Origin of the sequence: Desulfacinum infernum DSM 9756, from assembly GCF_900129305.1 — a bacterium.
In the GTDB taxonomy this organism is placed as follows: Bacteria; Desulfobacterota; Syntrophobacteria; order Syntrophobacterales; family DSM-9756; genus Desulfacinum; species Desulfacinum infernum.
In genome coordinates this window covers 133,092-158,399 of record NZ_FQVB01000006.1, presented here as the reverse complement: position 1 = coordinate 158,399, position 25,308 = coordinate 133,092, and the positions used below count along the sequence as shown (strand labels likewise).

The following is a 25,308-nucleotide window of genomic DNA, read 5'->3' as shown; positions in this document are numbered from 1 at the left end:
GCAAGATACCGTCAGGCTGCAAATGGAGACGTGCCTTCCCATGACCTTCCGGCCGGGAAGGCAACTTTATGCAAGAAGATCCCCTTTTGGGTCTTTTTGTTCTTGAAAGGCAGGTGAAATCTGAATGACGGAGCCGGAGAGCAGGGAGAGTTTCGAGAAAAAGATTCGCAAGCTCCGGAAGGATTTTCAAAAGAACGTCCAGCCGGTGTTGCGACGCCACAATTACTACCTCTCCAAGGGTGAGCGCCGCCGCATCAAGCGGAAGAAGGCCATCAAGAGGATCCAGCGCCGTATGCGTCGGCTGCAGGGCATGTAGTTTTGCCGGCGAGGGCCTCGCGGGGCCTTCGCCGGGCAGTATCCAATTTGCGTTGAGCGGCCTGCGGTTTCCCCAAAGAAAAGCCCCGAAAGGCGAAGATGCCTTCCGGGGTTTTCTTTTGGGGGAGTACCCTTCCGCCTAAAGCTTGCCCAGGATGTTTCGGGAAATCACCAGACGCATGATCTCGTTGGTGCCTTCGTAGATCTGGGTGATCTTGGCATCGCGCATGTGCCGTTCCATGGGGTATTCCTTGCAGTAGCCGTAGCCGCCCAGGATCTGCACGCCCTCCACGGCGGCCCACATGGCCGTGTCCGATGCAAAGAGCTTGGCCATGGCCGCTTCCTTTTCATAGCCGCGGCCGTTCTGCTCCAGCCAGGCGGCGCGCAGGGTGAGCAGTTCGGCGGCATCCAACTGCGTGGCGATGTCCGCCAGCTTCCACTGGATGGCCTGGAAAGAGGCGATGGGCCGACCGAACTGCTCGCGGGTCTTGGCGTATTCGATGGCCTCTTCCAGAACGGCCCGGCCGATGCCGATGGCCTGGGAGGCGATCCCGATCCGGCCTCCATCCAGGGTGGTAAGCATCTGCTTGAAGCCTTCGCCTTCCTTTCCCAGGAGATTCTCCTTGGGGATGCGCGCATCTTCAAAGATGAGCTCCGCCGTCCCCGAAGCGTTGATGCCGAGCTTTTCCTCCACGCGTCCCACCTTAAAGCCCGGCGTGTTGTGCAGGTCCACCAGGAAGGAGCTGATTCCCTTGTATCCCTTCTCTTTGTCGGTCACGGCGGCCAAAACACAGTAGCGGGCCACGTTGCCGTTGGTGATGAACTTCTTTTCACCGTTGATGACCCACTCGTTCCCGTCCAGAACGGCCGTGGTGCGCATCTTGGCGGGATCCGATCCGGCCCCGGCTTCCGTGAGGCCGTAGCAGCCCAGGTATTCGCCACTGGCCACCGGAGTGAGGAACTGCTGCTTCTGCTCTTCCGTGCCGTAGGTGTAGACGGGAAAATTGTAGAGGCTGTTGCAGACGCTCATGATCACGCCGCAGGAAGCACAGGCCTTGGAGATCTCGATCATGGCCAGGACGTAGCTCACGTAGTCCATGCCGGCTCCGCCGTATTCCGGCGGGATGGTGATGCCCATGAGGCCCAGTTCGCCCATCTTCTTGACGATCTCTTCCGGGTGCTTGTGGGTGCGGTCCAATTCGGCCGCCACGGGCGCGATCTCCCGCTCGGCAAACTTGCGGGCCATGTCTTGGATCATGCGTTGTTCTTCGGTCAGTTCGAAATGCATCGATCGTCCTCCGCGCGCACAGGGTTGGACAAAATCTCTCGGCACATCGCCGGGTCAGCTGGTGAAGGAACCCTTGAAGACCGGCTTTCGCTTCTCGAGAAACGCCGTGGTACCTTCCTTGGCGTCCTGGCCGGCGAAACAGACGCCGAACGCTTCGGCTTCCAGGGCGCATCCCGTCTTGAGGTCCGCATCCATGCCCCGGTCCACCACGTGCTTGATGGCCCGAAGGGCCGTGCAGCTCTTGGCGGCCATGGCCGTGGCGGCCTTGAGCGTTTCCTCCAGAAGGGCCTCGTGGGGGAAGACCTTGGCCACGAGACCCAACTCCTTGGCCTGCTGGGCGTCGATCATCTCCCCGGTCATGCACAATTCCTTGGCCTTGGCTCGCCCCACCAGCCGGGCGAGCCGCTGGGTGCCGCCGAAGCCGGGGATGATGCCCAGATTGATTTCAGGCTGTCCGAATTTGGCCTTGTCGGAGGCGTAGATAAAATCGCAGCTCATGGCCAGTTCGCATCCGCCGCCCAGGGCGAATCCATTCACGCAGGCGATCACGGGTTTCGGCAGGTCTTCCAGGCTGAAGAAGACGTCTTGCCCTTTCTGGGCGAAAAGGCGCGCTTCCAGGGGGTTCATCTTCTGGAGTTCCGTGATGTCGGCGCCGGCCACAAAGGCCTTGTCCCCGGCGCCTGTGAGCACCACCACCCGGACGGCGTCGTCATCGCGGGCCGCAGCCACGGCGCGAGCCAGTTCTTCCAGGGTTTGGGGATTCAGCGCGTTCAGGGCCTTGGGACGGTTGAAAGTGATGAGGGCCACGCCGTCCCGAACTTCGAAAAGGATGTTTTGAAAATCCATGACTCAGCGCCTCCTTGCAGGTTGTGTGAGAAGTAGTGCTAGCGTTCGACGGTGAGAGCCGTGCCCTGGCCGCCGCCGATGCAAAGCGTGGCCAGCCCCTTCTTGGCGTCCCGTCGCTTCATTTCGTACAGCAACGTGGTGAGGATCCTCGCCCCGGACGCCCCGATGGGGTGGCCGATGGCGATGGCGCCGCCGTTCACGTTCACCTTGGCCGTATCCCAGCCCAGCTCCTTGTTGACTGCGATGGCTTGGGCGGCGAAGGCCTCATTGGCTTCCACCAGGTCCAGGTCGTCCACCGTCCATCCCGCCTTTTCCAGGGCCTTGCGGCTGGCGGGGATGGGGCCCGTGCCCATGATGGCGGGGTCCACGCCGGCGGAGGCGTACGAGCGGATGGCCGCCAAGGGAGTCAGGCCTAACTCCTGGGCTTTCTTTTCCGACATGACCACGAGAATGGCCGCGCCGTCGTTGATTCCCGAAGCGTTTCCGGCCGTGACCGTACCGTCCTTCTTGAAGGCGGGCTTAAGTTTGGCCAGGGCCTCCAGGGTCGTTCCGAACCGGGGATGTTCGTCCGTATCGAAGAGAACAGGATCGCCTTTTCGCTGCGGGATCTCCACGGGAACGATCTCGTCCTTGAATCGCCCTTCCTTGATGGCGGTTTCGGCCTTCTGCTGGCTGGCGAGAGCGAAGGCGTCCTGCTCCTCGCGGCTGATCCCGAAGCGCTCCGCCACGTTTTCAGCGGTGATTCCCATGTGGTATCCGTTGAAGATATCCCAGAGGCCGTCGAGGATCATGAGGTCCACCAGTTCCCCGTGACCCATGCGCTGGCCCCAACGAGCCTTGGGGAGGGCGTAGGGAGCGGCGCTCATGTTCTCGATACCGCCGGCCACCACCACCTCGGCGTCCCCGGCCAGGACGGCCTGGGCCGCCAGCACCACGGATTTAAGGCCGGAGGCGCACACCTTGTTGATGGTGAAGGCGGGGACTTCGTGGGGAATGCCGGCGTGGACCGCCACCTGCCGGGCCGGGTTCTGACCTTGGGCCGCCTGCAGGACGTTGCCCAAGATGACTTCATCCACCTGATCGGGGGAAAGGGCGATCCGCTTCAGGGCCTCCCGCACGGCCGTCACACCGAGGGCAACGGCCGGGATGGCCGCCAGGGATTTACCGAAACTGCCGACGGGAGTTCGAACCGCACTGACGATAACCGCTCGCTGCATGTCCACCTCCGTGGGGAATGGGTTTCATGTGGGCCATGGCTCTGGATTTGCCGCAGGTCGTGACTGCACAAAGGAGGGCGATACCTGTGAATCACCGCCACATATACGGGATGCTTTTGTGCTTGTCAAACTTTAGGATCCCCTCGATGAAACCCGGCTGCATGCACGCAACCAAAGGGGGATGGGACGCTCAGTGGCGCTTGGAGGTGCCGAAAAGGGCCGTGGCGAAGCGATCCAGGTTTTCCCTGGGACCGATGGCCACCAGGGTGTCGCCCAGCTCCAAAACCTCTCTCGGCGAAGGATTGTAGATCATGCTGCCCTCTCGGCGCTTGATGGCGACGATGATCAGATTGTAGTCGCTACGGATGCCCGAGTGGAGAAGGTCTTTGCCGATGAGGTCGGCCCCCGGAGGGATAACCAGCTCTTCCATGGAAAGCTCCATGCCGTCGCCCGAAAGGGCCAGCTCCAGAAAGTCGGTGACCGTGGGGCGCAGGATGTTCTGGGCGATGCGCATGGCGCCGCTGGCATAGGGGGAGACCACCCGGTTGGCGCCCGCCTTGCGCAGGCGCTTTTCGGTTCCCGACGAGCTGGCCCGGGCGCAGATGAACAGATCCCGGTTCAGGTCCCGGGCCGTGAGAACGATGAAGACGTTGTCTGTATCGCTGTGGACCACCGCCACCAGCCCCTTGGCCTGCCGGATGCCCACGGCCAGAAGGTTTTCCTCCTCCTTGGCGTCGGCGATCAGGAAAGGAACCCCCAGTTCTTGCAATTCCCCCGCCTGGGCCTCGTCGGTTTCGATCACCACCATGGGAACTTCGTGGCGAAGCAGTTGGCGGACGATGTAGCGTCCCATCTGGCCGAAGCCGCAGATGATGTAGTGGTCCTTCATGCGGGTCAGTTTTTGTCTCACACGCCGCCTCCGATAGACTTCCAGGAAACTTCCTTCGATAATCATCTGGCCCACGTAGGCCACGTGGTACGCCACAAACCCCACCCCCACCATGATCAGGATGATGGTGAAGAGGCGCCCGTCCGTGTCCAGTGGCTGAACTTCCATGAATCCCACCGTGGTGAGGGTGATGACCGTCATGTAGAGGGCGTCCAGGAAGGAGTAGTCGGCGATGACCATGTAGCCCGACACGCCGAAACCCAAAATAAAGAGGGAAGACAGGGCGACGATGAAAAAGCGCTGCCCGAGCACTTGGTGAAGGGATCGCATGGCGCCTCACGTCCGGGGTTGCGGGGATTGGCTTCGAGGAGATGAGTGTAGGCGAAAGCCTTTCTGCGTGCAAGAGACGGAAGAAGGGATTTGCGCACGAAGGAGTCCCATTTAAGATCTCCTTCCCGGTAGGGAAGTCGCCGTGGGCGGGAAGGTTGTAAAGGCCCTTCCTGGATGCAGGCGGGAATGAAAAGCAAAAAAGCCGCTATCTCGAAAAGATAGCGGCTTCTTGTTCCTGGGGTGAGTGAGCGGACTCGAACCGCCAGCCTCTGGGGCCACAACCCAGTGCTCTAACCTATTGAGCTACACCCACCATTCCATTCGCAGCGCCGACCTCTCAGCCGGAGCGCAGGTTCTCTAACACAACGGACCCGAAACGGCAAGGGAAAAGTCGGGGCGGAAGCCTTTTCGCCCCGACGCCAGGGGTTTTGATAGGGCCGGGCTGGATTCCTCCGAGCCTGTCTGAGAACAAGTTCCATCCATCGACCAGGGCTCCGTCTTCTTTCGTATGCGTGGGGCTTCAGCCCCGCGGAAAAGGGCCATCGTAAGCCCATGACATGCCAACCCGGGCGCCCGTCGGCCCGTCCAACGTCGGGGATCTTCCGCAGCCCTAAAGGGCTGCGCTACGAAAAAAGCGCTCATCCCTCGCGTTTTCGGACACCCAAAGAAAGAGATCTTTTCTTCGGCTGTCTCTTACGCCGCGTGATTGGCGGGCGGGGATAAACCCCGCCCCTACCCAAACGGGTCCGTACCTTTTGTAGGGGCGGGCTTTACGCCCGCCCTTCGGGATCTGTCCATGAGAAAGAATCGTCCAATCTAGGCGAGGGGCTCCTAGCGGACCCGGCCTTCGCGCCAGGCCTGGATCAGCTGGTCGTAGTCCACCGTCTCGCCCTTGGGCTTTTCATTGGCCAGCTTGGGCTTGGGAGCTCCGGGCTGATTGAGCCAGTAGCTTTCGTCTTTCACCGGGTTGAGCTTGGGGCCGTGTTCGCCCTGCACGCCGGAACGCTGCAGCCTCTCGAGGACGCGGTCCTGCTCGGCGGCCAGGTTGTCCATGGCGCGGTCCACGGTGACCTCACCGGCCACGGCTTCCCCGATGTTCTGCCACCACAGCTGCGCCAGCTTGGGGTAATCCGGCACGTTGGTGCCGGTGGGCGTCCAGGCCACCCGGGCGGGACTCCGGTAGAACTCCACCAGACCGCCCAGGTACGGAGCGCGCTTGGTGAAGGATTCATGACGGATGTCGCTGTCGCGGATGATGGTGAGGCCCACGTGGCTCTTCTTCAGGGAGACTGTCTTGCAGACCGTGAACTGGGCGTAGAGCCAGGCGGCCTTGCGGCGTTCCAGGGGAGTGGACTTGAGCAACGTCCAGGAACCGCAGTCCTGGTAGCCCTGCTTCATGCCTTCCTGCCAGTAGGGACCGTGAGGGGACGGAGCCATGCGCCACTTGGGTGTGCCGTCCTCGTTGACCACGGGGGTTCCGGGCTGGACCATGGAGGCTGTAAAGGCGGTGTACCAGAAGATCTGCTGGGCCACGTTGCCCTGGGCCAGGCTGGGAAGGGACTGATAGAAGTCCATTCCCAGGGCTCCCGGCGGAGCGTACTTGCGCAGCCATTCCATGTACTTTCTCAGGGCGTACTTAGCCGCCGGGCTGTTGGTGGCCCCGCCCCGGGCCACGCTGGATCCCACCGGACGGTCGTTTTCATCCACGCGGATGCCCCACTCGTCCACGGGCTTCCCGTTGGGAAGACCCGGGTCCCCGGCGCCGGCCATCACCAACCAGGCGTCCGTGAAGCGCCAGCCCAGGTCGGGGGCCTTTTTGCCGTAGTCCATGTGGCCGTAGACGCGCTTGCCGTCGATTTCCTTCACGTGCTCGGTAAAGAATTCGGCAATGTCTTCATAGGCGGACCAATTGACCGGCACGCCCAGTTCGTAGCCGTAGATCTCCTTGAACTTCTTCTTGAACTCGGGATTGGTGAACCAGTCGTAACGGAACCAGTAGAGGTTGGCGAACTGCTGGTCGGGAAGCTGGTAGAGCTTGCCGTCGGGAGCGGTCACGAAGGATTTGCCGATGAAGTCGTCCACATCCAGGGTGGGAAGGGTCACGTCTTTTCCTTCACCGGCCATGAAGTCGCTCAAGGGGACCACGAACCCGTAGCGCCAGTGGGTCCCGATGAGGTCGGAGTCGTTGACGTAAGCGTCGTAGACGTTCCGGCCCGACTGCATCTGGGTCTGGAGCTTCTCGATGACGTCGCCTTCCTGGATGAGATCATGGACCACCTTGATGCCGGTGATTTCTTCGAAAGCCTTGGTCAAGACCTTGGATTCATACTCGTGGGTGGGAATGGTCTCGGACACCACCCGGATTTCCATGCCCTTGAAAGGCTTGGCGGCGTTGATGAACCACTCCATCTCCTTGAGCTGCTCTTCCTTGCTCAGGGTGGAGGGCTGAAACTCCGTTTCCACCCAACGCTTGGCCGCCTCCATGTCCGCATGCGCCGGGGCGGCGAAGAAGGCGACGAAGGCCGCCATGACCAAAGCCCACCACTCAGGATACCCGAACCTTTTCCTTCGCTTCACACCTCTCATAGATCTCGCTCCTCTCGGCCTTCCTCAGAGGGGTTCCCTTGCCGGCACGCCACGCCACTCCGGCGGGAAGGCCGAAGCCACCGGGGAGCGTGGGCCGGTTCCTAGAAACCTATCCCCAACGCATCACGACCACCAGCCACACCAAAGCGATGGCCAAGGCGATCCAAAGGGACAGGCTTGTCAAGGCGATCCAGGCGATATGGATGTAGGCGCTGCCGAGAAGGCCGATAAAGAGTCGATCTCCGCGGGTCGTTTCGATGGGCAGAAAGCCGCGACGTGGGATGCTGGGGGAGAGGATCTGCCAGATGGTCATGGCAACGAGCATGGAAGCGATGACGATGAAGAAGATCGCGGTGGGGAGCGTCCAGGCCATCCATTCCAGGTTCATGGCGTCGTTCCTTCAAAGGGGGCCGCGTCCGGCCCGAAAGCGTTGGTGTCGATGGGTGCTGCCTCGTGGTTCCTTCGGGTGGTTTTCCCTCCTATACGCGGCCCAAGGCAAAGCCCTTGGCCAGGTGGTTTCGCACAAACCAGATGACCAGGGCCCCCGGCACGATGGTGAGCACGCCGGCGGCGGCCAGCAGGCCCCAATCGAGCCCCGTGGCGCTCACGGTCCGGGTCATGGTGGCCACGATGGGCTTGGCGTTGGTGATGGTGAGGGTGCGGGCCAACAGCAGTTCCACCCAGCTGAACATGAAGCAGAAAAAGGCCGTCACCCCGATGCCCGCGCGGATGAGCGGGACGAAGACCGTGAGGAAGAACCGGGGAAAGCTGTACCCGTCGATGAAGGCGGTCTCGTCGATCTCCCTCGGGATGCCGGACATGAAGCCTTCCAGGATCCAGACCGCCAGGGGCACGTTGAAAAGGCAGTGGGCCAGGGCCACGGCGATGTGGGTGTCGATGAGATGGAAGGTGGAGTAGAGTTGGAAAAAGGGCAGAAGAAAGACGGCCGGAGGGGCCATGCGGTTGGTGAGAAGCCAGAAGAAGACGTGCTTGTCCCCGATGAAGCGGAACCTGGAAAAGGCATAGGCCGCCGGAAGGGCGGTGGTGAGCGAGATGATGGTGTTCAGGCTCACGTAGATCATGGAGTTGATGTAGCCCGAGTACCACGAAGGATCCGTAAAAATCTTCAGATAGTTGGCCAGGGTGGGGTTTCGGGGAAACAGGGTAAAGTTGGCCAATATGTCCGCATTGGTTCTCAGGGACATATTGAGCATCCAGTAGATCGGCAGAATCAGAAGGAAGAAGTAGAAGCTCAGGGCGATGGTTCTTTTTTGCACTCTCATTTGGACTCCCCGGTTCCCACGTTCTGGAGCGCTTGATAGAAGAGCCAGCAAAAGAGCAGAACGATCAGAAAGTAGATGAGCGAAAAGGCGGCGGCGGGGCCCAGATCAAACTGGCCCACGGCGATCTTGACCAGATAGATGGACAAAAAGGTGGTGGTGTCGCCCGGGCCGCCCCCGGTGAGCACGAAGGGTTCCGCGTAGATGAGGAAGCTGTCCATGAAGCGCAGCAGCACGGCGATGGTGAGCACGCCGCGCATCTTGGGAAGCTGAATGTGGCGAAAAACCGCCCAGCTGGACGCCCCGTCGATCTTGGCCGCCTGGTAGTAGGCGTCCGGAATGGCCCGGAGGCCCGCATAGGCCAGCAGGGCCACCAGGGGCGTCCAGTGCCACACTTCCATGGCCATCACCGTGATCCACGCATCCAGCGGGCGTGCCGTGTGGTCGAAGGCGATCCCCATGTCGTTGATGGTCTTTCCCAAAAGACCGATGTCCGGCCGCGTAAAGGTGATCCAGATGGTTCCGATCACGTTCCAGGGAATGAGAAGCGGAAGAGCCAGCAGGACGAGGCAGGCGGCCACGCCCCACCCCTTCTTGGGCATGGCCAGGGCGATGAGAACCCCCAGCGGGATCTCCAGGAGCAGCACCATGCACGAGAAGGCCAACTGGCGCACCAGGGCGTTGTGGAGCCTTTCATCGTGGATCACCTCCCGGAACCACTCCATGCCGACGAAAAAGCGCTGGCCCGGACCGAAGATGTCCTGCACCGAGTAGTTGACCACCGTCATGAGCGGGATGATGGCGCTGAAGGCCACGATCACGAAGACGGGCAGGATCAGGAACCACGCCCGGTTGCTTTCCCATTTGTCCATGATTCCCCCTTGCCGTGCGATGCTAGGAGCCTGTTTGCAAATAGCTTGCTTGCCCCTTCCAACGTCCATCCGTCATCCCCGCGAACGCGGGGATCCAGAAGTTTCAGTACGTTATGGACTCCCGCTTGCGCGGGAGTGACGCTTTGCGGAGTTCCCGGACAGGCTCCTAGGCCACCAGGCGGCCGTTGGCGTAGAGCTTGGTCCAGCGGCGCGGAAAGCGGACCCAGGCGTTGCCGCTGGGTACCGGCTTCTCTTCCGGCAGACGGACCTTGAGGGTGTTGGAGGCCAGCTGAACGGTGAGGATTCGGAAAATGCCCTGATCCTCCACCTTGAGAACCTTGACCGGAAGCCGATCGTCCCCCGGGCTGTCGTGCACTTCCAGATACATGGGGCGGATCCCCAATTCGAAGGGACCTTCCTTTTCCCGGGCTCGGCGCGCCGTTTCCTCATCCAGGGGCACCGCCGCCCCGTCGAACACCGCCCGCGCTCCGTCCAGCTTGCACGGTATGAAATTCATGCCGGGACTGCCGATGAAATAGCCCACAAACTTGTGCCTCGGCTCCTCAAAGAGCTCCGTCGGGGTGCCCATCTGCACCACTTCCCCTTCGTACATCACCAGCACCTTGTCGGCGAAGGTGAGGGCCTCCACCTGGTCGTGGGTGACGTAGATGAGTGTCAATCGGAGCCTTTCGTGGATCTCCTTGAGTTTCCGGCGGAGGTGCCACTTCAGGTGGGGATCGATCACCGTGAGGGGTTCGTCGAAGAGGATGGCCGCCACGTCCTCGCGCACCAGGCCGCGCCCGAGGGAAATCTTCTGCTTGGCGTCGGCGCTCAGCCCCGCCGCCTTCTTCTTGAGATCCGCCGTCAGATCGAGAACCTCGGCCACCTCCTGCACCCGCCGGCGCACCGTCTGGGGATCCAGCCCCCGGTTCCGGAGGGGGAAGGCCAGGTTGTCGAAAACGCTCATGGTGTCGTAGAGAACGGGAAACTGGAAGACCTGGGCGATGTTTCGCTGCTCCGGGGGAAGTCGGGTCACGTCGCGATCGTCGTAGAGGACCCGGCCCCGGGTGGGGGTGAGAAGTCCGGAGATGATGTTGAGCATGGTGGTCTTGCCGCATCCGGACGGTCCCAGAAGGGCGTAGGCGCCCCCGTCTTCCCAGACCGTATCGATGTTTTTCAGGGCGTAGTCCGATGGATCCTTGGGGTGGCGCCTGTAACTGTGGGCCACCTCCTGGAGTGTGATTCGGGCCATTCCCGTCTCCTCCGCCTATCCTCGAGCCGACGGTCCCGCCGGATGGGGGTCCGGTGCGGCCACCAGGGTTCCTTCTTGATCGAAAACGAAAAATTGGGCCGGGTCGGCATAGACCGTCACCGCGGCGCCCATCTTGTGGCTTCGGATTCCCGTCTCGTGCACCACGAGAGAAAATCCCTGGTGGGAGACATGGACGAAAGTTTCCGATCCGTTGATCTCCGAAAGCTCCACCACGGATTCCAGGGCCACATCCCGGTCGGTTCGCTTCTTGAGGAAGAAGCGGTTGGCACGGAGGCCCAGATGATAGCGGCCGGGCGCGAGCCCCTCGAGATGGGCGACCAGCGGAAAGGTGATGCGTTCACCGATTCGGGCCTGACCGCCTTCCACCACCGCATCCAGGTAGTTGATGGGAGGATCGCTGTACACCTCCGCGGCCCGCATGCTCTCCGGCCGGTGATACACCCGGTCCGTGGGGCCGCTCTGAAGCACGCGGCCCTCGTCCAGGATCACCACGTTGCCCCCGAGCATGAGGGCTTCCGTGGGTTCCGTGGTGGTATAGACCACAATGGAACGGCCCCGCTCGAAGATGGCCGTCAGTTCCTCGCGAAGTTCTTCTCTCAGTTTGTAGTCCAGGTTCACCAGGGGCTCATCCAGGAGCAGCAGATCCGCTTCCTTGACCAGGGCCCGGGCGATGGCCGTGCGCTGCTGCTGGCCGCCGGAAAGCTGGGAAGGGAGACGGTCCAAAAAAGGCGTAAGGCGAAGCATCTCGGCCACATCCCGCACCCTCCGGTCGATCTCCCGGCGGGGCACTCCCTGGAGGCGCAACGGGGAGGCGATGTTGTCGTAGACCGTAAAGGAGGGGTAGTTGATAAATTGCTGGTAAACCATGGCCACGTTGCGCTTGCGAACGGAAACTCCGGTCACATCCTTTCCGTCCACCAGGACGCGACCGCGCGTGGGCCGGTCCAGGCCCGCCATGATGCGCAACAGCGTCGTCTTCCCCGCCAGGGTTCGGCCCAGCAGAATGTTGCGCGATCCCGATGGAAATTCGAGGTTGATGTCGGAAAGATGGGTCTCCCCGTCCACTATCCGGTCCACATGTTCCAGGGTCAACCCCATGAAACGCACTCCCGGTCTGATCTCTTGTCGCCACTATTCGGATGCTGGAAACGAGCCCCGAGGTTCGCACGGTCGGATGAAGCCGAAGGCACGCTAGCACCCTTTGGGGCTTTTCGCAAGAGAAAATAATCACCCGCGAAATCCGTTCGCGCGCCCAAGACGCGCTTTCCCAAGGCTCTTTCTTTCGTTTCCGAAAAACGGAGAACGCGCGGGTCAGTCGCCTTCCTGGGAGGCCACGTGGAGCTCCACCTGGGCCGTCTGCAGCACGTCCATGAGCGGGGCGGGGGGCGGCTGGTCTGTGAAGAAGGCGTCGATTTCGGCGATGCTTCCCAGGCGCACCATGGCGTTTCGACCGAACTTGGTGTGGTCGGCGGCCAGAAAGGTGGTGCGGGAGTTGTCGATGATGGCCCGGGCCGCGCGCACTTCCCGGTAGTCGAAATCCAACAGGGTGCCGTCCAGGTCGATGCCGCTGATGCCGATGATGCCGTAATCGACGCGGAACTGTTCGATGAAGTCGATGGTCATGGGGCCCACGATGCCGCCGTCCCGGTGACGCACCATGCCGCCGGCCACGATCACCTCGAAGTCCTCGTTGGCGCTCAGGATGGAGGCCACGTGCAGGTTGTTGGTGATGATGCGGAGGCGGCGGTGGTTGACCAGGAACTTGGCGATCTCCTCGGTGGTGGTGCCGATGTTGATGAAAAGAGAGGCGTTGTCCGGAATGGCCTGGGCCACCATGCGGGCGATCCGCCTCTTTTCTTCCTGGCACAGGATCTTTCGCTGGCTGTAGGCCACGTTCTCCGTACTGGGGGCCGCTCCGGCGCCGCCCCGGTAGCGAATGACCTTGCCCGCCCGACTCAGGGCGTTGATATCCCGGCGCACCGTCTGCGGGGTCACGCCGAATTCTTTGGCCAGAAAGTTCACCGTCACGAAACCGCGCTGCCGGATGAGCCGCAGGATGCGCTGGTGTCGGTCCCGGGTGGCCGCCCCGTCAGCCGCACCGTGTGGGGAAGGAGGGGACTGGGTCATGGATGAGCCTTTCTCAAACTCGACCGGAGCCGTTGGGGTGTTTGGTGTTCTCAAACGAACCCACCCGGGCCGTCATGTTGGAATGCGAAAATAATGGGTGACATCCCCGGGCCGTTGTGCTACCGAAAAGTGATGGAAAGATGTGCCTTAATCCGGGCACTTGAAGCGAAACCCATGGTAGCACCCGTCGGAAAGGTTCTCAAGCGAAAAGGTGAGGGTCTTCCCAGCAGAGACGGCGGGCGCAGGAGGGGCGGGGTCGGTGGAAACGCAGGTGGTCATCATCGGAGGCGGCGTTACGGGGACGGGGTTGGCCCGGGATCTGGCGCTTCGCGGCGTTCAGTGCGTGGTGGTGGAAAAGAAGGACCTCACCGCCGGCGCGTCGGGAGCGAACCACGGGCTGCTCCACGGGGGCGGCCGCTACGTGGGAAACGATCTGGAGGCGGCGCGCGAATGTGCGCAGGAGAGCGCGCTTTTGAAACGCCTGGCGCCCCAGTGCATCGAAGATACGGGAAGCATCTACGTGGCGCTGGAGGGCGACGACGAAAGGTACGTGGCGGATTTCCCACAGTTGTGCGCCCGCTGCGGGGTGGAGGTCGAGCCGGTTGCGGTTTCGGAAGCCCGGGAGATGGAGCCCGAGCTCTCGGATCGGGTGATTGCGGCCTATGGCCTGCGGGACGCCGCCGTGGATCCTTTCATGCTCACCCTGGACAACATGGCCCAGGCCTGCGCTCTGGGCGCGCGCCTCATGACCCACACCCGGGTGGAAGCCCTGGAGCGGGACGATGGCCGGATCGTGCGGGTGAGGCTGCGGCACACCCGAACGGGTGAGGAGACGGTGCTGGAACCCCGGGTGGTGGTCAACGCGGCGGGAGCCTGGGCGGGGCAGGTGGGAGCCCTGGCCGGCCTTCGCTTCGACATGCTCTATTCCAAGGGAAGCCTGGTGGTGACCCAGCAGAGGGTGAGCGATCGGGTGATCCACCGGCTCCGACGCGCGTCCGATGCGGACATCGTGGTGCCCGGCGGCACCGTGTCCATCCTGGGCACCACGTCCGTTCGGGTGGCGTCTCCCGACGCCATTTATCCCGAAGTGCACGAGATCGACACGATCATCGACGAATGCGCGCGCATGGTGCCGTCCCTGGCTTCGGCCCGCTACATCCGCGCCTACTGCGGTGTGCGGCCGCTCCTGGCGGAAGGCAGCAAGCGGGCCGATCGCACGGTGAGCCGGGGCTACCATCTGATCGATCACAACGTGTGCGGCCTGGGAAACTTCATCACCATCACGGGCGGAAAACTCACCACCTACCGGCTCATGGCCGAAAAGACCGCCGACCGGGTTTGCGATCTCCTGGGGCTGGACACCCCGTGCCGAACCCATGTGGAGCCCCTTCCGGCCAGCGAATGGGGGCGGTGGACCGAGCCCGGCAAGGCGCCGCGCCACTGGGTGAAGCGCGCCGATCCGTCGGATCTGGTCTTGTGCGAATGCGAGATGGTGCCCCGATCCACGGTCGATTCCCTGGTGGACCAGATCCGCCGCGAAGGGGAAGCCCCCACGCTGGAGGCGGTGGGGGTGCGAAGCCGCGTGGGCAAGGGACCGTGTCAGGGCAATTTCTGCAGTCAGCGGATTGCCGCCCACCTCTACGAGGCCGGTGTGTACCGGGGTCGGGAAGGGATGGAGAGCCTCATGGGGTTTCTCCGGGAAAGGTGGCGGGGCAAGCGTCCCCTCCTGTGGGGCCAGCCCATGGTGCAGTACGAATTCCAGGAGGCTCTCTATTGTGCCCTGTTCAGCCTGGATCTGGAAGCGCGGCGTGAAGACGGCGGGGAGGCGGGATCATGACGGACGGGCTGGAACGCAGCTTCGCGGATGTGGTGGTGATCGGAGCCGGCATGGCGGGCCTTTCCGCCGCCTTGTTTGCCGCCCGCCACGGTTTTCGGGTGTCGGTGGTGGGCACCACGGGACCTCTCATCTTTTCCAGCGGGTTCGTGGATCTTCTGGGGGTGCACCCGGTTTCGGAGGGCCGCGTCTGGGACGATCCTTGGGCGGCCCTGGAGGCGCTGAGCCGGGATCTCCCCGACCATCCCTATGCGCGGCTGAAAAAAGAGGAGGTGGAAGGGGCCCTGGAGGTCTTCCTGGACTTTCTGGGCGACAACGGCCTTGCCTACCACCGGGAAAAGGGCCGCAACCTTCGGGTGGTGACGGCGGCCGGCACCCTGAAACCCACCTATGCGGTCCCCGCCACCATGAAGAACGCCGTGACGGCTCTGGACGAAAAGGCTCCGTGCCTCCTGGTGGGCCTGGAGGGTCTCAAGGGCTTCAGCGCCCGGCAGGCCGCATCGAACCTCCAGCGGTTCTGGCGGGGGGTGCGTGCCTGCACCGTTTCCTTTCCCCAGCCGGGCCGGGAGGTCTTTCCGGAGCAGATCGCCGGCGATCTGGCGGCGGACGGAGGCTGCGAACGCCTGGCCGGTCTTATCCTCCCCCATCTGGGAGACGCCCGGGCCGTGGGGCTTCCCGCCGTGTGCGGCATTCACGATCGAGGACAAGTCTTTCGACGGCTGGAGGCGGCCTTGGGGCGGCCGCTTTTCGAAATACCCACCATGCCGCCGTCCCTTCCCGGCCTTCGTTTGAAGAACCTCTTCGAGGAAGCCCTCCCCCGGGAGGGCATCGACTGTCGCCTTCAACACAAGGTTTTGGGATTTTCCGTTACGGACGACGGGGGATTTCTCTTCGATTGCGGTGCGGAACGCCCTTCCTTTCAGATCGAATGCCGGGGCGCCGTATTGGCCACGGGGCGCTTTTTCGGCCGGGGGCTGCAGGCGGAGCGCGGGGCCATCCGGGAGGCGGTCTTCGGCCTTCCCGTGGTGCAACCGGAGACGCGAAACGACTGGCACCGGAAGGATTTCTTCGATCCCCAGGGCCACCCGGTGAACCGAAGCGGCGTGAGGGTGGATGAACGGTGGCGCCCTTTGGACGAATCCGGGCAACCGGCCTTTCCCACCCTGGTGGCCGCCGGGACCATCCTGGCCCATCATGACTGGATGCGGGAAAAGTGCGGGGCCGGGTTGGCGGTGACCACCGCCTGGTCGGCTGTGGCCTCCCTGGCGGACCTTCTGGGCTGATTCAAACCCGGCCGCAGCGTTTTTTATCAGGTTTCGGTGTCGCCGCACGGCTGGCGGGCGGGGATAAACCCCGCCCCTGCCCAACGGGCAATGCGTTCTTGTAGGGGCGGGAGCGAATCCTGTAAAAGACGAGCGAAATCCGTTCAGACCCTAACCGCAAGACGGAGGTGACCGATGGGGGCGTATATCGGGGCGTTGGACCTGGGAACGACCAGCAACCGATTCATCATCTTCGACCGTGAAGGCCGCATCGTCGGCCTGGATCAGAAGGAACATCGCCAGATCTTTCCCAATCCGGGTTGGGTGGAACACGACCCCATGGAGATCTGGGCAAACACCCAGGCCGTGATTCGGGGAGCGTTGAGCAAGACGGGACTCAGCGGGTCGGATCTCGCCGCCCTCGGGATCACCAATCAGCGGGAGACCACGGTGGTGTGGGACAAGACCACGGGCCGGCCTTTTTATAATGCCATCGTCTGGCAGTGCACCCGCACCGCGGACATCTGCCGGGGCCTGGAAAAGACCTACGGCCAGGACGGCTTCCGGCAGAAGACGGGCCTTCCCATCGCCACCTATTTTTCGGGACCCAAGATCCGTTGGATTCTCGAGAACGTTCCGGAAGCCGCCGAAGCGGCCCGCAACGGAACGGCTCTTTTCGGCACCGTGGAAAGCTGGGCCATCTGGTGGCTCACAGGAGGACCCCATGGCGGGGCCCATGTGACCGACGTGACCAACGCCAGCCGCACGCTGCTCATGAACCTGGAAACCCTGGACTGGGATCCGGAGATCTTGGACGCCCTGGAAATCCCCGTTCAAATGCTTCCGCGCATCGTGCCGTCCATCGACCCCAACACCTGGGGACACACGGTGCGCACCGGTGTCTTTCAGGCCACGGTGCCCGTGTGCGGCGCCTTGGGCGACCAGCAGGCGGCCCTGGTGGGACAGACCTGCTTTCAGCCGGGGGAGGCGAAAAACACCTACGGGACGGGCTGCTTTTTGCTTCTCAACACGGGCACCTCGCCGGTGGTTTCCCAACGGGGACTCCTGACCACTCTGGGCTACCAGATGCGGGGGCACGACCCGGTCTATTGCCTGGAAGGGTCCATCGCCATCGGCGGGGCGCTGGTGCAATGGCTCCGGGACAATCTGGGACTGATCCAAACGGCGGCGGAGGTGGAGGACCTGGCCCGAACCGTGGAAGACAACGGCGGAGCCTACCTGGTGCCGGCCTTCTCCGGGCTCTTCGCTCCCTACTGGAGGTCCGACGCCCGGGGCGTGCTGGTGGGCCTCACCCGCTTCGTCAACAAGGGCCACCTGGCTCGGGCCGTGCTGGAGGCCACGGCCTACCAGACGCGGGACATCGTGGAGGCCATGGACGCCGATTCCGGTGTGGCTCTGACCACACTCAAGGTGGACGGCGGCATGGTGGCCAACGATCTGCTCATGCAGATCCAGGCGGATGTGCTCAATGTGCCCGTGGTGCGCCCCAAGGTCACGGAAACCACGGCGCTCGGCGCCGCCTACGCGGCCGGACTGGCGGTGGGCTACTGGTCCGACTTCCAGGAGCTTTCCCGGAACTGGGCCATGGACAAGACGTGGACTCCCGCCATGGACGAGGCCCGCCGTGAGGAAGGCTATCGTTATTGGAAAAAGGCCGTGGAACGCACCTTCGGCTGGTTGGAATGATCGGCCCGGATCGGGGCGTGGAGCCAAAAGAAGAAGGGGCGGCTTGGAAGGCCGCCCCTTTTTTTTGGTTAGGTCGAAACCTTGGGCCAGCGGGTCACCACCCGGTTGGAAGCGTCCGTAATGGTGACAGTCATGCCGTAATCGCCGTCCAGGCGATGTGTGGCGCAGGAAATTCACGGGTCGTAGGCGCGAACGGCCATCTCGATGCGGTTGAGCATCCCCTCGTCCACTTTGCCTTCATGGATAAGGGACTTGGCCGCCTGCTTGACGCTCATGTTCATGGGGCCGATGTTGTGGGTGGTGCCCACGATCAGGTTGGCCCGGGTGATGCAACCGTTCTCATCGGTGGAATAGTCGTGGATGAGGGTTCCCCGGGGCGCCTCCACGCAGCCCACGCCCCGGCCGGCCTTGGGCTCGGCGGGAGTGCGCACCTCCGGGCTGCAGATCTCCGGATCCTCCAGCAGCTCGATGGCATGCTCGCAGGCGTAGACCTCTTCGATGAGCCGGGCCCAGTGGTAGAGCAGCGTGGCCTGGGCGGGGCGTCCGAACCGTTCGCGGAATTCCTCCAATTCCGCCTGGGCCCTTGGCGTGGCCATCTTGTCCGCCACGTTGATCCGGGCCAGGGTGTTCACCCGATAGATCCCCTTGGGCTCTTCCAAATCCAGGCTGAAGCCCTCGTTCCAGGCCTTGGCGTAGGGCATCTTGCCGTAAGAATAGGGCTCCACGTGCTCGCCCAGGTAGTCGGTGTAGTCCTGGGCGTCGAAGTCGGTGTAGGAACCATCGGCCTTCATGAGGCGGATCTTGCCGTCGTACAGGTTGAGGGCTCCGTCGTCGTCCACCGTGCCCATGAAGCCCGTTCGGATGACGCCCAGGGTCTGGATGGCGTCCAGATAGGGAGGAAAGACCTTCTCCTTGGCGAACTCCAGGGTGAAGAGGGCAAAGTCCAGGAGCTCCCGCATCTGGGCCAGGATCTCCCGGCGGTCTTCTTCCGTCATGGGCTTGGCGAAGCCGCCCACCACGCCCGCCACGGGGTGGATGGCTTTTCCGGCGAACTTTTCCAGGATCATCTTGGTCTTGTAGCGCATCTGCACCACCTTTTGGGCCAGTTCCGGGTTGGCCTTGGCGATGCCGATCACGTTTCGGACCGCATAGTCCGCGTCGGGGCCGATCACAAAATCGGCGGCGGCCAGGAAGAAGAAGTGCAGGAGCTTGTCCTCGGCGTGGGCGATGGTCTGCATGAGCTCCCGCAGCTTCCGGCCGGCCGGAGGCGGCGTGACCCCGAAGCAGCGGTCCACGGCCTTGTTGGATGCCAGATGGTGCATCCAGGGGCAGATGCCGCAGATACGGCTCACGATGCGGGGGACCTCTTCGGCCGGTTTCCCCTCGATGAACTTTTCAAAGCCTCTTAGGGACATGATGTTCACGCGGGCATCCCGGACCTCGCCCGCATCGTCCAGCTGGATCTGGATCGACGCGTGGCCCTCGATGCGCGTGATGGGTTGGATGTGGATTTCCCGAGCCATCTATTACGCCTCCTTTCGCTGGCGCTTGGGTCGCAGTCGCCGGTGCGCTCCCGAAAACCGAAGCAATGACACGTGTTCCGGAAGGGACCGCACGTCGATGCCGTTGGAAGCCAGAGCGTTGAGCATGTCCACCATCTGGTTGCCGTCGTGTTGAACGGGGCCGTAGCAGCCGCGGCAGGGCACGCGGGCCGAGATGCAGCGGGGCGTGACCTTGTCGCCTCCGCAGCCCGCCCGGGTCACGGGACCCATGCACAGAAAGCCCTGCTCCAGCAGGCAGCGCATCTTTTCCAGCGGCTCATCGGGAGCGCCGTAGTGCGGGGACTGCACGAAGCGGCGGAGCGCCTTGAGCTGCCCCTTGCCTTCACGGACGGTGGGGCACGTGTCGCACACGCTCTTTCCCGGAAGTTCCGGCGCCGTGCCCCGCACCAGGGCCGTCAGGGCCGAAAAGACGTGGTCGGGATGGGGAGGACAGCCCGGCATGTAGAGATCCACCTGGATGTGTTCGTCCAGAGCGTGGCAGGCGTCCAGAAGGTGCGGCAGGGGCTCTTCCGGTTCGAACGCGTTGGGATCGGTGGTCTCGGTCCCGAAGGCCCGCTCCAGGATCTCTTCGTTCCGATAGGAATTGCAAAGGGCCGGGATGCCCCCGTGGGTGGCGCAGGTGCCCAGGGCGATGATGACCTTGCACTTGGCCCGCATCTCCTTGGCCACTTCCAGGTGTTCCTCGTTACGGATCCCCCCGCTGATGAGGCCCACGTCCGCCTCGGGGATCTCCAGATGGCGTCCGTCCCCCAGCTGCCCGAAATACTTGTGGTCCATGAGGGCGGGGATGTGCACGAATTCGGCCATCTGGAGCACGTCCAACAGGCGTTCCCCCATGTCCACGACGGATATTTCACAGCCGGAACAGGAGTTCAGCCATTCGCTCGCTACCTTTACCGACATGGATGGTTACCTCCTTTGCGACGCCCCGGGCGTCAGCCGGTTGCGGAAGGCCTGGGCCTGGCGGCGCTTGGCGGCCGCGGCGCCCATGAGTTGCTCCAGCACCCTGTCCGCCAGATCCGGCTGCCCGGTGCGGTCGTGTTCTTCCAAGGTGCGCCCCAGGGCGTCCACAAAGGCCGCACGGCCCTTGGGGGTGCGCGTCACCACGCTGGTCCAGCCTTCCGGAGCGCTGATGCCGCCGAAGGAGACGTCGGCCACTTCCGCCGCGTAGTCTTCACAGTAGCGACACGCGTGGTGTTTCAGGCCGTCCAGAACCTGGAGGTCCAGGGCGCGGATCTCACCCGAGCGCAGATGCACCCGGAACGTTTCTTTGACGTTGATCTTTACCACATCGTCCCAGGAAAAGCCGCCCGCTTCGGCCAGGCGCGCGCGCTGTTCTTCGCCGAAGGCGAAGTTTCCGGAGCAGAAGAGGCCCAGGCACAAGGTGACCGATTCCGAAGGCACGACCCCCAGGGTTTCCATTCTTCGGAAGGCGTGGATCTGGCACGGGGTACCCACCAGGGCCACGCGGCGGAGTCCCTTGAGCACGTGGGGGCTGACCAGTTCCAAGCCGTGGCGATGGGAATACTCCCTGCCGAGCCCCGCCATGGACTGGGTCGTGTCGAAATGGAACCCGGCTGCCTCCAGAATCTCTTCCCGGGAGACGGCCAGGTGCGGTTCGCGCCGGAAGGATCCCTTGGGGCGGGCCACGATGGCCCCGTCGATGTGGCCGGTATCCAACAGGTGCAACAGCAGGGCGGTGACCACGCCGCCGTCGGTGGCCTTTTGCCGCACCTGGGGGTCGAGGGCCCGAGCCACCCGCACGCTCAGCACCCTGCCCACGGGGGCGCTCCAGGCCAGGCGCTGCCTGGTTTCGGCTTCCAGTTCCGGATTTTCCGGGCAGGCCGCATGGCACAGGCCGCATTCAATGCACCGGTCGGGGTCCCTGTAGCGGGGCCGGCCGTCGGCGTCCAGTTCCAGGGCGCCGTAGTTGACCGCCGTGCACAGACTCACGCAGCCTCCGCACCGGTGGCACAGGCCCGGCTCGATCACTTCCTGCTTGAGATGAAAAAAGGTCTTCATGATCCCTCCGTTGGCAAAGTGCCGGCTTGCGGGTCAAATCCCCTCAGGCGTTGGCGGCCTGGTCCATGGACAGGGGATTGGGGCCCAATCGGCGGATCTTTTCCACAAACCGGGTGACCAACTGGGCGAACCGCGGTGCTTCCGCGGAGGACACCCATTCCAGGGCGAACCGTTCGGGATCGATGCCGGCGGTTTCCAGGGCGATGCGGATGCCTTCACTTCGGGCCAGGGCTTTTTGATTACCATCCAGGTAATGACATTCGCCCAGGTGTCACCCCATGACGAGAACGCCGTCGGCGCCTTTTCTCAGGGCGTTGACCACGAGATCGGGGTGCACCATGCCCGAGCACATGACCCGGATGGGGCGCATGTTGGGGGGATACTGCAGGCGCGAGACGCCGGCCAGGTCGCCCCCGGCGTAAGCGCACCAGTTGCACAAAAAGCCGATGATGACGGGTTCGAAGGTCTGAGACATGATTTCCCTCCGTATTTCAGGGTAGAGCAGCCCTTCGGGCTGCGGAATCGGACAGGCTCCTGGCAGATTGTCCGAAAACGTCGCGGATGATCTTTTTTCCCGTAGCGCAGCCCTTTAGGGCTGCGGAAGAACCCCCGAACGTTGGATGGGCCATCGCGAATTTCCTGTCGCTCCATGAAGTTGCGATGGTCCTTTCCGCGGGGCGGAAGCCCCGCGGCTACGAAAAGAGGGGCCATAGCCCTGGCTCTTGTCCTGGAGAGCCATTGTCGGACAGGCTCCTAGACCGCCTTTCCCAGCGCGGCCTCCACCTGGGCTTCCAGCTGGTTCAAGGTGAACCCATGGACCATGACGCCGCCCTTGGGGCAAGTGGCGGCGCACAAGCCGCAGCCCTTGCATAGAGCCGGATCGGTGACGATCCGCCGCGTGGGGCGCCCCGTCTCTTCCACGGTGTCCAGCCGGATCGCCTGGTACGGGCACACGTCCACGCACAGGGCGCAGCCGTCGCACTTTTCGGTGACGAAAGACTTGACCGCGTCCAGCAGCATCTCATCCCGGGCCAGGACCACGGCGGCCCGCGACGCCGCCGCTCCGGCCTGGGCGATGGATTCGTCCATGGGCTTGGGGTAATGGCAAAGGCCCGCCACGAAGAGACCGTCCACGGAAAGATCCACCGGCCGGAGCTTGGGGTGCGCCTCGGTGAAAAAGCCGTCGGCGTTGGTGCCGCACTTGAACATCTCCACCAGGTCCGCCGTGTCGTGGGGCACCATGGCGGCGGCCAGCACCAGGTAGTCGGCGGGGATCTTGAGGGGCCGGCCCAGGATGGGATCCGTCACGGTGACGAACAGATCCGCGCCGTCCTTTTCCACGTGCGGCTTGGCGTCCAGGCCGTACTGGATGAAGAGGATTCCCCGGCGGCGCGCTTCCTGATAGAGCCGCTCCCGCTCCCCGTAGGTTCGCATGTCCCGGTAGAGGACGTAGACGTCCATCTCCGGGTTTGCTTCCTTCAAACGAAGCGCGGCCTTGACCGAGTGGGTGCAGCAGACGCGGGAGCAGTAGGGCCGTTCAGGCTCCCGGGATCCCACGCACTGGATGAAGACCGCGCTCCGGGCCTGCCCGGCCGCCTCGGGGCGCTCCCGGAGCAGGGTGTCGAACTGCTGGTGGGTGAGCACGCGGGGATCCTGGCCGTAAAGGTATTCGGCGGGTTCCGATTCCCGGGCTCCCGTGGCCAGAACCGCCACGCCGAAGCGGATCTCCTTCTCGGCTCCGCCTTCTTCCAGGATGCCGTGGAAGTTGCCCACCGATCCGGTGACGGAGCGCAGGGTGGTGCGCGTGTGGACGCCGATGCGCGGATGCTCGTTCACCCTTCGGATGAGAGCCTCCAGGTAGGGCTCCACGGGTTCCCCCGCATCGTTGGTGATGAGCTTCCAGGCGTTTCCGCCCAGCCGGTCGGACTTTTCCACCAGGGTCACGGGATAGCCCTGGTCGGCCAGGGCCAGGGCGGCGTTCATGCCGGCGACGCCGCCGCCGATCACCAAAGCCCGCTGGATCACGTTCACCTTGAGGCGGTGAAGGGGTTCGTTCAGGGCCGCCTTGGCCACGGCCATCCTCACCTGATCCTTGGCCTTTTCCGTGGCCTTCTCCCGGTCCTGCTGGTGGACCCAGGCGTTCTGATTCCGGATGTTGGCCATTTCGACGAGATACGGGTTGAGGCCCGCTTCTCTCAGAGTGTCCTGGAAGAGCGGCTCGTGGGTGCGCGGGGTGCAGGCCGCGATCACGATCCGGTTGAGGCCGAGTTCCTGAATCTTCCGGGCGATCAGGTTCTGGGTGTCCGCGGAACAGGTGAAAAGGTTGTTTTCCACGTGGGCCACGTGGGGCAGGGTGCGGGCGTAGTCGGCCACGGCCTGAACGTCCACGGTGTTGGCAATGTTGATGCCGCACGAGCAGACGAAGACCCCGATGACCGGCTTCTCGCCGCACACGTCCCGTTCCTGCGGATAGGTCTTTTCCCGCGCCTGGGTTCCGCGGGCCGCCGCCAGAGCTCGTGCCGCCTCACAGGCCGCCGTGGACGCTTCCGTGACCGATTGCGGAATGTCCTTAGGGGACTGGAAGGCGCCGGTGACGAAGATCCCGGGGCGGGTGGCGGCCACGGGGGAAAATCCGGAGGTGCGGGCGAATCGGCTTTCGTTCAAGTCGATCCCGAGGGTACGGGCCAGGTCCTCGGCATTCCCGGGGGCTTCCAGGCCCACGGACAAGACCACCAGGTCGAAGTCTTCCCGCACGGGGCGGCCGTCCCGGGTCACGTATTCGAGAACCGCACCCTTGCCCTTTTCGCCCGGCGAGATGCTGTGGGGCCGGGCCTGGATGAAGCGAACGCCCTTTTCCTTGGCCGATTCGTAATAGCGTTCGAATTCCTTGCCGTGGCTTCGGACGTCCATGTAGAAGACGGCCTGCTCCACCTCGCCGCCGTTCAGGTGTTCGGCGGTCACCAGGGCCTGCTTGATGGCGTACATGCAGCAGACGCCGGAACAGTAGGGATTGTCGCACCGGTTGATGTTGCGGGATCCCACGCACTGGATCCAGGCGATCTTCCGGGGCTCCTCATGGTCCGACGGACGGATGAGGTGGCCCATGTGGGGACCGTTGGACGCCAGAAGCCGCTCGTATTCCAGGCTGGTCACCACGTCCCGCACGCTGCCGTAGCCGTAGACGTCCAGGCCCTGGGGGTCGAAGGTCCGAAAGCCCGGAGCGGCGATGACGGCCCCCACGTTCACCGTGACGGTTCGTTCCTCGTCCTCAAAGTTGACGGCGCCCGTGGGACAGAACTTCTCGCACGCCCGGCACTTGCCGCGGGTCAGATAGATGCAGTGCTCGGGGTCGATGGCGTACTTGAGCGGCACCGCCTGGCCGTAGGGGATGTAGGCGGCCTTGCGTTTTCCCATGCCCGCGTTGAAGGGGTCGTCCACCTTCTTGGGGCACTTTTCCGCGCACAGGCCGCAGGCGATGCACTTTTCCATGTCCACGTAGCGGGGTTTTTGGCGGATGGTGACCTGGAAGTTGCCGAGAGATCCGGAAACATGGGTCACTTCGGAAAGGGTCATCAGCTCCACGTTGAGATGCCGGCCGACCTCGACCAGTTTGGGAGCGATGATTCACATGGCGCAGTCGTTGGTGGGAAAGGTCTTGTCCAGTTGGGCCATGGCCCCGCCGATGGCGGCCGTCCGTTCCACCAGGTGGACCCGGTAGCCCGAGTCCGCCAGATCCAACGCGGCCTGCATGCCGGCGATGCCGCCGCCCACCACCAGGACCGATCCGCTGGGATCATGGTTCATGAGGTTACCTCCCGAAAGTCTAGGATTTGAACTCCGTTGCCGTATCCCGAAAGAACCTGCGTATCCCGAAAGAACCTGCGAGGAGCGCAGGTGG

Annotated in this window: 20 protein-coding genes and 1 tRNA gene; 4 read left to right on the top strand and 17 right to left on the bottom strand. The window is 63.4% G+C overall.

The features are described 5' to 3' along the window. The first annotated feature begins 124 nt into the window (after positions 1 to 124). Complete coding sequence (locus tag BUB04_RS03735) at positions 125 to 316, top strand: hypothetical protein (protein ID WP_073037065.1); 192 nt, start codon at positions 125 to 127, stop codon at positions 314 to 316. A gap of 138 nt (positions 317 to 454) precedes the next feature. Here BUB04_RS03735 and BUB04_RS03730 read toward each other — a convergent pair whose 3' ends face one another. From BUB04_RS03730 to BUB04_RS03675, 12 genes are all read right to left on the bottom strand, one after another. After that, positions 455 to 1,603, bottom strand: a complete 1,149-nt coding sequence (locus BUB04_RS03730; RefSeq protein WP_073037063.1) for an acyl-CoA dehydrogenase — start codon at positions 1,601 to 1,603, stop codon at positions 455 to 457. A gap of 54 nt (positions 1,604 to 1,657) precedes the next feature. Further along, complete coding sequence (locus BUB04_RS03725; RefSeq protein ID WP_073037062.1) at positions 1,658 to 2,449, bottom strand: enoyl-CoA hydratase-related protein; 792 nt, start codon at positions 2,447 to 2,449, stop codon at positions 1,658 to 1,660. A 38-nt stretch (positions 2,450 to 2,487) separates the two neighbouring features. Continuing rightward, entirely contained in the window at positions 2,488 to 3,666 is a 1,179-nt protein-coding gene (locus BUB04_RS03720; protein WP_073037060.1) for an acetyl-CoA C-acetyltransferase, read from the bottom strand. Positions 3,667 to 3,856: 190 nt separating this feature from the next. Continuing rightward, positions 3,857 to 4,885 carry a potassium channel family protein gene (locus tag BUB04_RS03715; protein ID WP_073037058.1) on the bottom strand — a complete coding sequence of 343 codons (1,029 nt, stop codon included), beginning with the start codon at positions 4,883 to 4,885 and terminating at the stop codon, positions 3,857 to 3,859. Positions 4,886 to 5,121: 236 nt separating this feature from the next. Further along, a tRNA-His gene (locus BUB04_RS03710) sits at positions 5,122 to 5,198 on the bottom strand. A gap of 518 nt (positions 5,199 to 5,716) precedes the next feature. Continuing rightward, positions 5,717 to 7,414, bottom strand: coding sequence for an ABC transporter substrate-binding protein (locus tag BUB04_RS03705; RefSeq protein ID WP_143156341.1), 1,698 nt, complete (start codon positions 7,412 to 7,414; stop codon positions 5,717 to 5,719). Positions 7,415 to 7,580: 166 nt separating this feature from the next. Continuing rightward, positions 7,581 to 7,853: a DUF2160 domain-containing protein gene (locus BUB04_RS03700; RefSeq protein WP_073037142.1), complete on the bottom strand. Its 273-nt coding sequence runs from the start codon at positions 7,851 to 7,853 to the stop codon at positions 7,581 to 7,583. A 97-nt stretch (positions 7,854 to 7,950) separates the two neighbouring features. Then, positions 7,951 to 8,754 carry a carbohydrate ABC transporter permease gene (locus BUB04_RS03695; RefSeq protein ID WP_073037055.1) on the bottom strand — a complete coding sequence of 268 codons (804 nt, stop codon included), beginning with the start codon at positions 8,752 to 8,754 and terminating at the stop codon, positions 7,951 to 7,953. After that, complete coding sequence (locus BUB04_RS03690; protein ID WP_073037053.1) at positions 8,751 to 9,623, bottom strand: carbohydrate ABC transporter permease; 873 nt, start codon at positions 9,621 to 9,623, stop codon at positions 8,751 to 8,753. Before BUB04_RS03690 ends, BUB04_RS03695 begins: the two co-directional genes overlap by 4 nt. 166 nt (positions 9,624 to 9,789) lie before the next feature. Continuing rightward, positions 9,790 to 10,875 carry an ABC transporter ATP-binding protein gene (locus BUB04_RS03685; RefSeq protein ID WP_073037051.1) on the bottom strand — a complete coding sequence of 362 codons (1,086 nt, stop codon included), beginning with the start codon at positions 10,873 to 10,875 and terminating at the stop codon, positions 9,790 to 9,792. A 15-nt stretch (positions 10,876 to 10,890) separates the two neighbouring features. Further along, complete coding sequence (locus tag BUB04_RS03680) at positions 10,891 to 11,994, bottom strand: ABC transporter ATP-binding protein (RefSeq protein WP_073037049.1); 1,104 nt, start codon at positions 11,992 to 11,994, stop codon at positions 10,891 to 10,893. Positions 11,995 to 12,207: 213 nt separating this feature from the next. After that, positions 12,208 to 13,023, bottom strand: coding sequence for a DeoR/GlpR family DNA-binding transcription regulator (locus BUB04_RS03675; RefSeq protein ID WP_084076107.1), 816 nt, complete (start codon positions 13,021 to 13,023; stop codon positions 12,208 to 12,210). A 259-nt stretch (positions 13,024 to 13,282) separates the two neighbouring features. Between BUB04_RS03675 and glpA the strand changes: the two genes are divergently transcribed. The 3 genes from glpA to glpK all read left to right on the top strand — a co-directional run bounded on the left by glpA (position 13,283) and on the right by glpK (position 17,826). Then, the gene (glpA, locus tag BUB04_RS03670) at positions 13,283 to 14,860 is read left to right on the top strand and encodes an anaerobic glycerol-3-phosphate dehydrogenase subunit GlpA (RefSeq protein ID WP_073037048.1); all 1,578 of its coding nucleotides are present in this window, start codon (positions 13,283 to 13,285) and stop codon (positions 14,858 to 14,860) included. Beyond that, positions 14,857 to 16,140 carry a glycerol-3-phosphate dehydrogenase subunit GlpB gene (gene glpB / locus BUB04_RS03665; protein ID WP_073037046.1) on the top strand — a complete coding sequence of 428 codons (1,284 nt, stop codon included), beginning with the start codon at positions 14,857 to 14,859 and terminating at the stop codon, positions 16,138 to 16,140. Before glpA ends, glpB begins: the two co-directional genes overlap by 4 nt. 174 nt (positions 16,141 to 16,314) lie before the next feature. Beyond that, positions 16,315 to 17,826: a glycerol kinase GlpK gene (gene glpK / locus BUB04_RS03660; RefSeq protein ID WP_073037044.1), complete on the top strand. Its 1,512-nt coding sequence runs from the start codon at positions 16,315 to 16,317 to the stop codon at positions 17,824 to 17,826. A 68-nt stretch (positions 17,827 to 17,894) separates the two neighbouring features. Here glpK and BUB04_RS03655 read toward each other — a convergent pair whose 3' ends face one another. The 5 genes from BUB04_RS03655 to BUB04_RS20045 form a co-directional block, all read right to left on the bottom strand. Then, a complete protein-coding gene (locus BUB04_RS03655; RefSeq protein WP_084076104.1) occupies positions 17,895 to 19,349 on the bottom strand; it encodes a Ni/Fe hydrogenase subunit alpha in 1,455 nt (484 codons plus the stop codon). 3 nt (positions 19,350 to 19,352) lie between these two features. Further along, on the bottom strand, positions 19,353 to 20,291 hold the full coding sequence (locus BUB04_RS03650; RefSeq protein ID WP_073037040.1) for an NADH-quinone oxidoreductase subunit B family protein: 939 nt from the start codon (positions 20,289 to 20,291) through the stop codon (positions 19,353 to 19,355). A gap of 6 nt (positions 20,292 to 20,297) precedes the next feature. Next, positions 20,298 to 21,410 carry a Coenzyme F420 hydrogenase/dehydrogenase, beta subunit C-terminal domain gene (locus BUB04_RS03645; RefSeq protein ID WP_073037038.1) on the bottom strand — a complete coding sequence of 371 codons (1,113 nt, stop codon included), beginning with the start codon at positions 21,408 to 21,410 and terminating at the stop codon, positions 20,298 to 20,300. Between the two features lie 43 nt (positions 21,411 to 21,453). Beyond that, the gene (locus tag BUB04_RS19775) at positions 21,454 to 21,885 is read right to left on the bottom strand and encodes a hydrogenase iron-sulfur subunit (protein ID WP_245795116.1); all 432 of its coding nucleotides are present in this window, start codon (positions 21,883 to 21,885) and stop codon (positions 21,454 to 21,456) included. Between the two features lie 278 nt (positions 21,886 to 22,163). Next, on the bottom strand, positions 22,164 to 25,214 hold the full coding sequence (locus BUB04_RS20045) for an FAD-dependent oxidoreductase (RefSeq protein WP_281246576.1): 3,051 nt from the start codon (positions 25,212 to 25,214) through the stop codon (positions 22,164 to 22,166). Positions 25,215 to 25,308 lie beyond the last annotated feature (94 nt).